Raw genomic sequence first — 13790 nt, forward strand, 5'->3', positions numbered from 1 at the left:
ACCTTTGAATCCGGGAAACAGTAGAGGGATAGCGGTTAGATGAGCGACCTTGCGAGAGAAATTACACCGGTCAACATTGAGGAAGAGCTGAAGAGCTCCTATCTGGATTATGCGATGTCGGTCATTGTTGGCCGTGCGCTTCCGGATGTCCGAGATGGCCTGAAGCCGGTACACCGTCGCGTTCTTTACGCCATGAACGTATTGGGCAATGACTGGAACAAAGCCTACAAAAAATCTGCCCGTGTCGTTGGTGACGTAATCGGTAAATACCACCCTCATGGTGATACTGCCGTTTATGACACTATTGTTCGTATGGCGCAGCCATTCTCCTTGCGTTACATGCTGGTTGACGGCCAGGGTAACTTCGGTTCTGTCGATGGCGATTCCGCCGCAGCGATGCGTTATACGGAAATCCGTATGTCGAAAATCGCCCACGAGATAATGGCAGACCTGGAAAAAGAGACGGTGGATTTCGTCGATAACTACGACGGCACCGAAAGAATTCCAGATGTTATGCCGACCAAAATTCCTAACCTGCTGGTGAACGGTTCGTCCGGTATCGCCGTTGGTATGGCGACCAACATCCCGCCACATAACCTGACGGAAGTGATCAACGGCTGCCTGGCGTATATCGACGACGAAGACATCACCGTCGAAGGCCTGATGGAACATATTCCTGGCCCGGACTTCCCGACAGCGGCGATCATCAACGGCCGTCGCGGCATTGAAGAAGCCTATCGTACCGGTCGCGGTAAAGTGTACATCCGCGCGCGTGCGGAAGTGGAAGCTGACGCGAAAACCGGTCGCGAAACCATCATCGTTCATGAAATCCCTTACCAGGTGAACAAAGCGCGCCTGATCGAAAAGATTGCTGAACTGGTGAAAGAAAAACGCGTTGAAGGTATCAGCGCGCTGCGTGACGAGTCTGATAAAGACGGTATGCGCATCGTGATTGAAATCAAACGCGATGCGGTCGGGGAAGTGGTACTGAATAACCTCTATTCCCAGACGCAGTTGCAGGTCTCCTTCGGTATCAACATGGTTGCCTTGCACCATGGCCAGCCGAAGATCATGAACCTGAAAGACATTATTTCTGCGTTCGTGCGTCACCGCCGTGAAGTGGTGACTCGCCGTACTATTTTTGAACTGCGTAAAGCCCGCGATCGTGCGCATATCCTCGAAGCACTGGCGATTGCGCTGGCGAACATTGACCCGATCATTGAGCTTATCCGTCGTGCGCCAACGCCTGCGGAAGCAAAAGCGGCATTGATCGCGCGCTCCTGGGATCTGGGCAACGTGGCTGCCATGCTGGAACGTGCGGGTGATGACGCGGCACGTCCTGAATGGCTGGAGCCAGAGTTCGGCGTGCGTGACGGTCAATACTATCTGACCGAACAGCAGGCACAGGCGATCCTGGATCTGCGTTTGCAGAAACTGACCGGCCTTGAGCACGAAAAACTGCTCGATGAGTACAAAGAGCTGCTGGAGCAGATCGCGGAACTGTTGCACATTCTGGGCAGCGCCGACCGTCTGATGGAAGTGATTCGCGAAGAGATGGAATTGATTCGCGAGCAGTTTGGCGATAAGCGTCGTACTGAAATCACTGCCAACAGCGCGGACATTAACCTTGAAGATCTGATCAACCAGGAAGATGTGGTTGTGACGCTGTCTCACCAGGGTTATGTGAAGTATCAGCCGCTTTCTGAGTACGAAGCGCAGCGTCGTGGCGGGAAAGGTAAATCTGCCGCACGTATTAAAGAAGAAGACTTTATTGACCGACTGCTGGTGGCGAATACGCACGATCATATTCTGTGCTTCTCCAGCCGTGGCCGCGTCTACTCCATGAAAGTCTATCAGTTGCCGGAAGCAAGCCGTGGCGCCCGTGGCCGTCCGATCGTCAACCTGCTGCCGCTTGAGCAGGATGAACGTATTACCGCGATTCTGCCGGTGACTGAGTTTGAAGAAGGCGTGAAAGTCTTCATGGCGACCGCCAACGGTACGGTGAAGAAAACCGTTCTGACCGAGTTCAATCGTCTGCGTACCGCCGGTAAAGTGGCGATCAAACTGGTCGAAGGCGATGAACTGATTGGCGTGGATCTGACCAGCGGTGATGATGAAGTCATGCTGTTCTCTGCCGAAGGTAAAGTGGTTCGCTTTAAGGAAGCCTCGGTTCGTGCGATGGGTTGCAACACCACCGGTGTTCGCGGTATTCGCTTAGGCGGGAGCGACAAAGTGGTTTCGCTGATCATCCCACGTGGTGAAGGCGCAATCCTGACGGCAACACAAAACGGTTACGGTAAACGTACGGCGGTAGAAGAGTACCCAACCAAGTCGCGTGCGACGAAAGGGGTTATCTCTATCAAAGTCACCGAACGTAACGGTTCTGTTGTCGGCGCGGTGCAGGTCGACGATGCGGATCAGATTATGATGATCACGGATGCCGGTACGCTGGTGCGTACTCGCGTGTCGGAAATCAGCATTGTGGGTCGTAACACCCAGGGCGTTATCCTCATCCGTACTGCGGAAGATGAAAACGTGGTGGGTCTGCAGCGTGTTGCTGAGCCTGTCGATGATGAAGAACTGGATTCTATCGACGGTAGCGCCGCAGAAGGGGACGAAGACATCGCCCCGGAAGTGGAAAGCGATGATGACGTCGCAGACGATGCCGACGACTCCGCGGAAGACGCTGACGAGTAATCACCTTGATATGCAAAGGGCCGGAATTCCGGCCCTTTTTCGTTTAGTTCATCCGTTCAACAATCATCGCGATCCCCTGACCGCCACCCACACACAATGTCGCCAGCCCCAACGTTTTATCGTGCGCCTCCAGACTGTGAAGCAGCGTGACCAGAATACGTGCGCCGCTGGTCCCGATAGGATGCCCAAGCGCGATAGCACCGCCGTTGATATTCACTTTCTGAGGATCAAAGCCAAGGACTTTACCCACCGCCAGGAACTGCGCGGCAAATGCCTCATTGGCTTCGATGAGATCGATATCAGAAAGCTGGAGCCCGCTCTGTAGCAGCGCTTTTTGGGTGGCAGGAACCGGCCCCATCCCCATCAATGCGGGTGCGACGCCGCCGCTGGCCCAGGCTTTAATACGCGCAAGCGGCTTCAGCCCCGCCGCCAGGGCGGCAGATTCGTCCATCACCACCAGAGCCGCAGCGCCATCGTTGATCCCCGAGGCGTTACCGGCAGTCACTGTACCCTCTTTGTCAAAAGCGGGACGCAACGCGGCGAGGCCTTCCGCCGTTGTTTCGGCTTTCGGAAATTCATCACGGTCAAAAACCAGGGTTTTCTTGCGCGATGTGATGGTGACGGGGACGATCTCTTTCTGAAACGCGCCGCTTTCCATCGCCGCTACGGCTTTACGCTGGGAGTGGAGCGCCAGTTCATCCTGCATCTCGCGGCTGATATCGTATTCCCGTGCGATGTTTTCCGCAGTGATCCCCATATGGTAACCGTGGATGGCGCAGAGCAGACCATCATGCAGAATGGAGTCGGATAATTGTCCGTCACCGAGGCGATAGCCCCAACGGGCTTTTGCATCCAGCAGATAGGGCGCCTGACTCATGTTCTCCATGCCGCCCGCGATGATGGCCTGCGCTTGCCCGGTCGCAATCGCCTGTGCGGCCAGCGCGACGCTTTTCAGGCCAGAGCCGCACAGTTTGTTGACGGTAAAACCGCAAACCGTATCGGCAAGACCGCTTTTTAACAACGCCTGGCGTGCCGGGTTTTGCCCCAGACCCGCCTGAAGCACATTGCCCATGATCACTTCATCAACCCGTTGAGGATCGAGTTGCGCACGTTCAAGCGCAGCTTTGATCGCCGTTACCCCAAGATCGATGGCGCTGGTGGCTGCCAGCGCGCCGTTAAAGTTGCCAATGGCGGTACGTGCCGCACTGACGATGACACTGTTTTTCATCTTCTGTTCCTTACTGTGAAAGGTTGTCGTCAGAACACGCTCAGGCCAATGACGAATATGATCCCGGAAAAGAGCAGGGCCGTGATGCAGTAACCCATGATGTCGCGCACCCCAAGCCCGGCGATGGCCAGCGCAGGTAGCGCCCAGAACGGCTGCGCCATGTTCATCCACTGCTCGCCGTAGGCAATCGCCATTACCGACTTGCCAAGATCGGCGCCCAGCGCTTCGGCGGCCGGAAGCACGAAGGGGCCCTGGATGACCCAGTGTCCGCCGCCCGACGGCACGGCAAAGTTAATCAGCGCAGAGCTGAAGAAGGTCATGAGGGGGAAGGTGTCTTTGTTGGCGACGTTGATGAAGAACTCGGTGATAAGCCCCCCGAGGCCGGAGTGTTCCATCATCAGCTGAATTCCCGCGTAGAAAGGGAACTGAACCAGAATACCTGCGGTACTGCGGGCGGCTGCGCTGACGGCACGCATATAGGCCATGGGGGTTTTGTGGAGTAACAACCCGGCAATCAGGAACATCAGATTGACGGTGTTAATCGTGATATTGAACCCTTTCTCTGCAAAGTCGAACGCCAGGTAAGCAATACCCAACGCACCGATGATCAGCGTCAGAATGCGGCTCTCTTCCAGTTTCTCAGACGGCGGGGCATCAGCCGGTAATGTTTTCTGAAAATCAGTGTCGTCCAGCAATAATTTGGGATCAACGGAGACGACATCAGACGGTTTTGGCACCATCAAACGGGTAATGAACGGCATCACCACGATAAGACTCAGCGTAATGAAGATATTGAATCCGGTGAAAATGGTGTCCCCGACCGGAATTAACCCTGCAATATGTTCGACCGGGTTGCCTGGCGTCGCGGCGAGCAGCGGCATTGAGCCGGAGAGGCCGCCGCCCCAGGTGATAAAGCCGATATAGGCGCAGGCAATGAGCAGAGGATAGTCGGAGCCGGGTACCCGGCGGGCGACTTCGCGGGCAAACATCGCCCCCACCACCAGACCAAAACCCCAGTTGATGACGGATGCGACCGCGCCAAAGAACGTCACCAGCATCACCCCTTGTGCCGGGGTTTTGGCGACCGACGCGGCGGTACGCAGCAGGCTTTTAACCGGCCCGGAACTGGCCAGCGCATGTCCGGTGACAATGATTAACGCCATCTGCATCCCGAATGCCAGCAGATTCCAGAAACCATCACCCCAAAATTTCACCATCTTGATGGGGGTTTGTGGCGTTAACCAGAGCGCAATCCCAAACGTCAGCAGCGTCAGCATCATGGCAAAGATCAGCGGATCGGGGAGCCAGCGGCTGACAAAGCGCGTCATAAAGCGTGAGATACGACCAATCATGCATCACCTCGTTGGATTATCAGGTTGGCTGCAACGTCAAAATGCGCGTCGGTTTTCGCGCGAAGCGTGGCGATATCACATTCTTCAGCGATTTCGGTAAGCCACATTTTGCCGTCGATGAAACGGAATACGGCGAGCTCAGTGACCAGCATATGTACCGCGTGCTGGGCGGTTAGCGGCATGGTGCAGTAACGCAGAATTTTGACTGAACCGTCTTTCGCGCAGTGCTCCATGGCAATGATCACTTTGCGCGCGCCAGTGACCAGGTCCATCGCTCCCCCCATACCGGGCACCAGTTTGCCGGGAACGACCCAGTTGGCGAGGTTGGCCTTCTCATCCACCTGCAATCCGCCGAGGACGCAGGCATCAACATGGCCACCGCGAATCAGTGCAAACGACATTGCGCTATCAAACATCGCGGCGCCGGGTAATATGCCGCACGGTTGCCCGCCAGCATTCACTAAATCGGGATGTGCAGTGGTGACGGGACCCAGCCCAAGAAAACCGTTCTCGGATTGCAGCGTGATATGGATATCGGCGGGAAGATAATTGGCGACCAGTGTTGGTAGACCAATCCCTAAGTTAACGACGTCACCGTCACGAAGTTCTTGCGCCACGCGGCGCGCAATACGTTGTTTAGCATCCATGATTAACGCTCCTGTGGAATAACGATATGGTCGATAACCGCGCCTGGGGTGACAATCTGGTCCGGCAACAGACAGCCTGTTTCGACCAGCTCGTCAGGTTCCACCAGCGTGATATCGGCGGCGAGGGCAATCAGGGGGTTAAAATTGCGGGCGCTGAGTTGGTAGGTCAGGTTGCCGAGGGGGTCGGCACGGTGGGCGCGGATCAGCGCCAGATCGGCACGCAGTGGACGCTCAAGCAGCCACTTTTTTCCGTCGAGCGTCATGGTCTGTTTACCGTCCTCCACCACAGTGCCGACGCCCGTCGGGGTCAGAAAACCGCCGAGACCCGCGCCGCCACAGCGGATTTGTTCTATCAGGGTTCCTTGTGGAACCAGCTGTACCTCCATTTCTCCGGCAATCATTCGCCGACCGGTTTCGGGGTTGGTGCCAATATGCGAGGCGATAACTTTACTCACCCGGCCATTGACGATAAGCGGGCCAATACCGGTATCTATAAAGGCGGTATCGTTGGCGATTAGCGTGAGATCCCTGACGCCGGAATCAAGGAGGGCCTCGATCAGACGGGGCGGGGTGCCAACGCCGATAAAACCGCCAACCATGATGGTCATGCCGTCACGAAAAAAATCGGGTGCGTCCTGTAAGGTAATCAGTTTTGTTTTCATTATGTTTCCCTTTTGCATACTCCATGTTGGGTACGCATAGGGAATAGCAAGCGGAATGCCAGAAGCGAGGAATAACGAAAATATTAGTTAAGGCATTAATTATGAAGGTTTATTTTTGAGTGGGTGGGTATGTGAGACGAGGAGGAATAGGCAGAATTTTGCGCACTGTGCAAAATTCTGCATAGCAGATTCCGGTATCAATTATCAGCCGGGTCAATACCATACTCCTGCAGTTTGTACATCAGGGCGCGTCTGCTGATCCCCAGCATAAGGGCGGTGCGCGTACGGTTTCCCTGTTGTTGTTCAAGCACCTCAACGATAATGCGTTTTTCTTCGCGCTTGATCTCTTCTTTCAGATTGCGCTCTCCCGGTTGGGGTGTTTTGACTTCGCTGGCGGGGCTCACCGGCAGGCGAAACTGAGCGGGTAAATCCTCAGCAAAAATAACCGCGCCAGTATTCATGACAACCGCACGCTCAATCACATTCGATAACTCACGGATATTGCCTGGCCACGGCCATGCGGTGAGTATCGACATTGCCGTAGGGTCGATCTCTATAATATCGCGTTGATTTTCTGAGCTAAATTTTTGTAAAAAGTGGTTGGCGAGTAAGGGGATATCTTCCCGGCGCTCTTTTAAGGGAGGTAGCATCAGATGGATCACATTTAACCGATAAAACAGATCTTCGCGGAAAGCGCCTTCTTTTACCATGGCGTGGAGATCGCGATTGGTGGCGGCAATAATGCGGATATCGACCTGAATGGTCTGGTGCCCGCCAATGCGTTCAAACTCTCGTTCCTGCAAAATACGCAGCAGCTTGGCCTGGAGAACGAGCGGCATTTCACCGATTTCATCAAGCAATAACGTTCCCTGATGAGCACGTTCAAACAGCCCCTGGCGTAATGTTTGCGCGCCGGTAAATGCCCCTTTTTCATGGCCAAACAGTTCGCTTTCCAGTAACGATTCCGGCAGCGCTGCGCAGTTAATCTTGATGAACGGGCCATTCGCCCGGCGGGAGTTATAGTGGAGCGCGCGGGCAATCAGCTCTTTCCCCGTTCCACTCTCCCCACTGATCAGTACGCTGGCCTGGGAGAGGGCGATTTTGGCAGTATCTTTACAGATATCCATCATGACAGGGCTGTTGGTCAGGATATGTCCCCACTGCCAACTGCTACTCAGCGCTTTGTGGAGACTGCGGATCTCTTGCTTCATGGCCTGGAGTTGTAGCGCTCGCTGAATCACTAAAGTGAGCTCGTCCAGATCGAAGGGTTTGATGACATAATCAAATGCGCCGCTGCGGAGCGCCTCGACGGCTGTCTCTACTTCAGCGTAGGCCGTCATCAAAATGATGGGGATTCGGGGCTGCTGGGCTCTCATGATTTTCAGCGCTTCGATACCGCTCATTTCCGGCATACGGATGTCCATCAACACCACGTCCGGCTCTGTTTCTTCAAAGCAGTGCAGTGCGGCCTTACCGTTGCTGGCACAGAGTGTTTCATGCCCTTGCAGCGAAAAGGCGGTGGTCAGCATACGGCGAACATTGTCTTCGTCGTCAACGATGAGAATACGGTAGGTGGAATTCATTCCGGGACGGTTCCCTGCGGGTTAATCGGTAAAATCAGCGTGAAAATTGCCCCACAGCCAGGCATGCTGGCAACGCGGATATCGCCCTGATGCGCATTGATGATGCGCTGGCTTAGCGCCAGTCCAAGACCGGTTCCTGAGGCTTTCGTCGTAAAAAAGGGATCAAAAATCTTTTTCTGCATGGCGATATCAATACCACAGCCATTGTCTTCAACCGTCACCGCCTGTTGTGACGCCGTGTATTGCCAGGTACGAATACGAATTTCCCCTCGGGCGCTGATCGCCTGCACCGCATTAATTAATACGTTCAGAATCACCTGTCTGAGCAATTCACGATCTGCGACTATCGGAGACAGTTGGTTATCTAAGTCCACGTGGAATGAAATCCGTGCCTGGACGCCAGCGGTTTGTACCAGGATAAGCGTCTCCTCGACCAGTGCATTGAGCTGGATTTGTTGCCACTGGCTCTGTCGGGGTCGGGATAAATCTAGCAGCTGTTGGATGACTTTATTGATGGAGTCGATTTCATTCAGCACCACGGAGAGGTATTCCTGGTGGAGCGGCTCAGTTGTCTGCTGGCGGATGATTTGCACATAGCCACGAATAGCCGTTAGCGGGTTGCGCACTTCATGCGCTACGCCCGCCATCAGTTCTCCGAGAGTGGCGAGTCTTTCCGTTTGCGCCTGCCGACGCTGTTTCTCTTTACGAGCCGTTAAGTCGGAGAAAATGACCAGAGCACCGATTAACTCGCCCCAGGCATTATGAATTCGGCTGGTGGTGACGCGGATCTCAATGGTGCGATCGCGGGCAGGGAAACTGATCTCCTGGGCCAGATGCTCCGTTCCGTGCGCCAGGGTGTCGAGTACCGGGCTGTAAAATTGCGAGTGCGTAAACAGGCTGGCATAAGATTTACCCACCAATTCCTGTTGCGTATAGCCGGTGATTTGTTCTGCGGCGGGATTGATCGTGATGACATCGCCTTGTCGGTCGATAGCGATAACGCCATCGGCGGCGTTTTCAATGATCAGATCATTAAGGGTTTTGGTCTCCCGCAAGGTTTGCGCCAGGGCGTTGACACTCTGGCTGATTTGCCCCAGTTCACCGGGCAGAGAGGGGAGACGCATATGGCTATTTTGCGCAAGAAGCGACAGGCCATCGGTAATTACACCGATGTTAGCGCTGAGCCGCCGTGAAAAAAAGATGATCAGCAACAGGCTACCGATCAGGCCTGCGGCCAACACCGTGATGATCCTGACGTCCATTTTCCACGCTTGTTGGCGAATGTCTTCGGTCAGTTCGTTGGCCCAGATATAGCCGAGAACATTACCCTGCCGCTCAATGGGGATCATGGAGTTAAGAATATCGCCCCGTACCTGCTTTCCTGAGTACACCAGCGCAGAATGGCTACTCATGACGTCACGGCCTGGGTGATCGGGGGATATTGTGATGCCGACATTATGTTGATAAAGCGCAGCGGGCGCATAGGTGATAACGGCGTCTAACGCCTGGTTGTAATACCCAGCGCCAATTCCGGGAAACGCGGCAGTAATACGTTCTGTGATGGGGCCTAACTCAGCATTAAGCGCGCGAATGCGTTCCTCTCGCGGCAGGTCACTGTAGAGATTAAAACGATCGCCTAATGCATCGTCAAGAAGGCTTAAGACGGCCGACAGTTTTTTCTCTTTTTCGGACAATACTGCTGAACGGCCTTCAGTTTCTACGATATAACCAATAGAAACAGTGGGTATAATGACCATCAATATGGCCACCAGGATCATCTGGTTTCGCAAGCGTCGTGGGTATAAGCGGCGAATTACCCATTGTAGATAGCGCATGCTGAATTCCATGTTGTGTTTTTCAGGCAAACGCCGATTATCGGTGATTAGGGCGTAAGTTTCTCAGCGGTGCATCATATTCCCGTCATGAGAGATCATTGCGACGTCGGTCATTTACCGCTACCTTAATCACACTCTATTTACATCCTGAGGCGGAGCTTCGCCCTTTTGAAATACCTTGCTTCCTTCCGCACCACCCTGAAAGTGTCGCGCTACCTGTTCAGGGCGTTGGCGTTATTAATCTGGCTTTTGATTGCGTTTGCTTCGGTGTTTTACATCGTGAATGCGCTGCATCAGCGAGAGTCCGAAATTCGTCAGGAGTTTAACCTCAGTTCCGATCAAGCCCAGCGCTACATTCAGCGTACCTCAGACGTGATGAAAGAGCTGAAGTACATTGCTGAAAATCGCCTCACGGCGGAAAACGGCGTGATGTCTTCGCGGGCGCGGGACGAAAAGGCCGAAGTGCCCACTTTCGAACCACTTTTCGCTGACTCCGACTGCGCGGCCATGAGCAATATGTGGCGGGGTTCGCTGGAGTCGCTGTCCTGGTTTATGCGCTACTGGCGCGACAATTTCTCCGCTGCTTACGACCTGAATCGCGTATTTCTGATCGGTAGCGATAACCTCTGTATGGCGAATTTTGGTCTGCGCGATATGCCTGTTGAGCGTGATGCGGCGTTGAAAGCGCTGCACGAGCGTATCGTTAAGTACCGTAACGCGCCCCAGGAAGAGAGCGGGAATAACCTCTTTTGGATAGGTCAGGGACCGCGGCCGGGCATCGGTTATTTTTATGCGCTGACCCCAGTCTATCTGGCAAATCGTCTGCAGGGGCTGCTCGGCGTTGAACAGTCTATTCGCATGGAAAACTTTTTCACGCCAGGCAGTCTCCCCATGGGGGTAACGATTCTGGATGAGAATGGCCATGCCTTAATTTCACTGACCGGTCCGGATGGCAATATCAAAGCGGAACCCCGCTGGATGCAGGAGCGCTCCTGGTTTGGCTACACGCCAGGTTTTCGCGAGCTGGTGCTGAAGAAAAATTTGCCGCCGTCGTCCCTGAGTATTGTCTACTCGGTGCCTGTCGATCTGGTGCTCGAACGCATCCGTATGCTGATCCTTAACGCAATTATACTGAATGTGCTGGTCGGCGCAGCCTTGTTTACGCTGGCGCGCATGTATGAACGGCGGATTTTCATTCCAGCAGAAAGTGACGCCCAGCGACTGGAAGAACATGAACAGTTCAACCGCAAAATTGTTGCCTCCGCGCCCGTGGGGATCTGTATTTTGCGCACCATCGACGGCATCAATATCCTCAGTAATGAACTTGCGCATACTTACCTTAATATGCTCACCCATGAGGATCGCCAGAGGCTGACGCAAATCATCTGCGGGCAGCAGGTCAACTTTGTGGACGTGTTGACCAGCAATAACACGAACCTGCAAATTAGCTTTGTGCATTCACGCTATCGCAATGAAAACGTGGCGATTTGCGTGCTGGTGGATGTGAGTGCCCGCGTGAAGATGGAAGAATCGTTGCAGGAGATGGCGCAGGCGGCTGAACAGGCCAGCCAGTCTAAATCGATGTTCCTCGCCACGGTCAGCCATGAACTGCGCACACCGTTATACGGAATTATCGGTAACCTCGATCTGCTGCAAACCAAAGAGCTGCCGAAAGGGGTGGATCGCCTGGTGACGGCGATGAACAACTCCTCCAGCCTGCTGCTAAAAATCATTAGTGACATTCTCGATTTCTCAAAAATCGAGTCTGAGCAACTGAAGATTGAGCCACGCGAGTTTTCCCCCCGGGAAGTGATGAGCCATATTACGGCAAACTATTTGCCGCTGGTGGTGCGTAAACAGCTAGGACTGTATTGCTTTATCGAACCGGATGTTCCGGTCACGCTGAATGGCGATCCGATGCGTCTGCAGCAGGTGATTTCCAACCTGCTCAGCAATGCCATTAAATTCACCGATACGGGCTGCATTGTGCTGCATGTGCAGTGTAACGGCGACTATCTCAGCATTCGGGTGCGCGACACGGGAGTGGGGATTCCGGCGAAAGAAGTGGTGCGCTTGTTCGATCCCTTCTTCCAGGTGGGAACCGGGGTGCAGCGGAATTTCCAGGGAACTGGCCTGGGGCTGGCTATCTGCGAAAAACTGATCAGCATGATGGACGGCGATATCTCCGTGGATTCTGAACCCGGCATGGGAAGCCAGTTTACGCTGCGTATTCCTCTGTATGGCGCGCAATTCCCGGTGCGAAAAGCCGTGGACGGCCTTGCACAAACCCGCTGCTGGCTGGCGGTGCGTAACGCCTCGTTGGCCCATTTTGTAGAATCCAGTCTGGCGCGTAACGGCGTGCAGGTGCTCCGTTATGACGGTCAGGAACCCGCGCCAGATGACGTGTTGATAACCGATGATGCGCTGGAGCAGCCGTGGCAGGGACGTGCCGCAGTGATCTTCTGCCGTCGCCATATCGGGATCCCGGTGGAAAGAGCGGCGGGCGAGTGGGTGCATAGCGTTGCGTCGCCGCACGAATTACCGGGTTTACTGGCGCGTATTTACAGTATTGAGCTGGACAGTGAAAACGCCTCAACGGCGCTGACGGCACCGGAGAAAGTGGGCGATGCCAATGACGATATGATGATTCTGGTGGTGGACGATCATCCTATCAACCGCCGTCTGCTGGCCGATCAGTTAGGATCGCTTGGATATCAGTGCAAAACGGCAAATGACGGTGTTGATGCCCTGAATGTACTGAGTAAAAACGCTATCGATATTGTGCTTAGCGACGTCAATATGCCGAATATGGATGGCTATCGCCTGACACAGCGTATTCGTCAGTTAGGGCTGACGCTGCCGGTGGTTGGCGTAACGGCCAACGCGCTGGCGGAAGAGAAGCAACGTTGTCTGGAGTCGGGTATGGATAGCTGCCTGTCGAAACCGGTCACCCTGGATGTATTGCAACAGACGCTGGCGCTCTATGCTGAGCGGGTCAGAAAAATGCGGACATAAAAATGCCGGAGGGCGGTTTCGCCTTCTCCGGCTTTTGGGTCTGATATTATCAACATCTAAGCCTGACAGGCATCGCGCCATCAGGCTCGTGACGCTCAATAATTATCAATCTTTGTCGTTTGGACTCAGCGTTACCGAAGAGAGGTAGTTCAGCAGCGCGATATCGTTCTCCACGCCCAGCTTCATCATCGCCGATTTCTTCTGGCTACTGATGGTCTTGATGCTGCGGTTTAGCTTCTTGGCAATCTCCGTCACCAGGAAACCTTCGGCGAACAGACGCAGGACTTCACTCTCTTTCGGTGACAAACGTTTGTCACCGTAACCGCTCGCGCTGATTTTTTCCAGCAGGCGAGAAACGCTTTCCGGGGTGAATTTTTTGCCCTTTTGCAGCGCGGCCAGCGCTTTTGGCAAGTCGGTAGGGGCGCCTTGTTTCAGGACGATGCCCTCAATATCGAGATCCAGCACGGCGCTCAGGATCGCCGGGTTGTTGTTCATGGTCAGAACAATGATCGACAGGCTCGGGAAATGGCGCTTGATATATTTGATCAAGGTGATCCCGTCACCGTATTTATCTCCCGGCATTGAGAGGTCGGTGATTAAAACATGCGCATCCAGTTTAGGGAGATTGTTGATCAGTGCTGTGGAGTCTTCAAATTCGCCGACAACATTCACCCACTCGATTTGTTCAAGTGATTTGCGAATACCGAACAGTACAATCGGATGGTCATCGGCAATAATTACGTTCATATTGTTCATGTATTGGGCTACCTT

Annotated in this window: 9 protein-coding genes; 2 read left to right on the forward strand and 7 right to left on the reverse strand. The window is 54.1% G+C overall.

What is annotated here, in order from left to right; genetic code table 11:
* Window positions 1-39 precede the first annotated feature (39 nt).
* Entirely contained in the window at window positions 40-2697 is a 2658-nt protein-coding gene (gene gyrA, locus AC07UY_RS15230; protein WP_490470258.1) for a DNA topoisomerase (ATP-hydrolyzing) subunit A, read from the forward strand.
* Window positions 2698-2740: 43 nt separating this feature from the next.
* Here the strand turns inward: gyrA and AC07UY_RS15235 are convergent, their stop codons facing one another.
* From AC07UY_RS15235 to atoS, 6 genes are all read right to left on the reverse strand, one after another.
* On the reverse strand, window positions 2741-3925 hold the full coding sequence (locus AC07UY_RS15235) for an acetyl-CoA C-acetyltransferase (RefSeq protein WP_494701480.1): 1185 nt from the start codon (window positions 3923-3925) through the stop codon (window positions 2741-2743).
* A 29-nt stretch (window positions 3926-3954) separates the two neighbouring features.
* A complete protein-coding gene (locus AC07UY_RS15240; RefSeq protein WP_203360604.1) occupies window positions 3955-5277 on the reverse strand; it encodes a TIGR00366 family protein in 1323 nt (440 codons plus the stop codon).
* On the reverse strand, window positions 5274-5924 hold the full coding sequence (locus AC07UY_RS15245; RefSeq protein WP_494701481.1) for a 3-oxoacid CoA-transferase subunit B: 651 nt from the start codon (window positions 5922-5924) through the stop codon (window positions 5274-5276). The genes AC07UY_RS15240 and AC07UY_RS15245 overlap by 4 nt, the downstream gene beginning before the upstream one ends.
* A 2-nt stretch (window positions 5925-5926) precedes the next feature.
* The gene (gene atoD, locus AC07UY_RS15250; RefSeq protein ID WP_203360606.1) at window positions 5927-6586 is read right to left on the reverse strand and encodes an acetate CoA-transferase subunit alpha; all 660 of its coding nucleotides are present in this window, start codon (window positions 6584-6586) and stop codon (window positions 5927-5929) included.
* Between the two features lie 197 nt (window positions 6587-6783).
* A complete protein-coding gene (atoC, locus tag AC07UY_RS15255; protein ID WP_494660619.1) occupies window positions 6784-8169 on the reverse strand; it encodes an acetoacetate metabolism transcriptional regulator AtoC in 1386 nt (461 codons plus the stop codon).
* Window positions 8166-10004: a two-component system sensor histidine kinase AtoS gene (atoS, locus tag AC07UY_RS15260; protein WP_494660618.1), complete on the reverse strand. Its 1839-nt coding sequence runs from the start codon at window positions 10002-10004 to the stop codon at window positions 8166-8168. Before atoS ends, atoC begins: the two co-directional genes overlap by 4 nt.
* Before the next feature lie 168 nt (window positions 10005-10172).
* Between atoS and rcsC the strand changes: the two genes are divergently transcribed.
* Window positions 10173-13019 carry a two-component system sensor histidine kinase RcsC gene (rcsC, locus tag AC07UY_RS15265; RefSeq protein ID WP_494660617.1) on the forward strand — a complete coding sequence of 949 codons (2847 nt, stop codon included), beginning with the start codon at window positions 10173-10175 and terminating at the stop codon, window positions 13017-13019.
* A 105-nt stretch (window positions 13020-13124) separates the two neighbouring features.
* On the opposite strand, the gene rcsB is transcribed toward rcsC, so the two are convergent.
* The gene (gene rcsB, locus AC07UY_RS15270) at window positions 13125-13775 is read right to left on the reverse strand and encodes a response regulator transcription factor RcsB (RefSeq protein WP_203360610.1); all 651 of its coding nucleotides are present in this window, start codon (window positions 13773-13775) and stop codon (window positions 13125-13127) included.
* Window positions 13776-13790 lie beyond the last annotated feature (15 nt).

The sequence above is a fragment of the Citrobacter sp. GW821-FHT02E08 genome, from assembly GCF_059421685.1.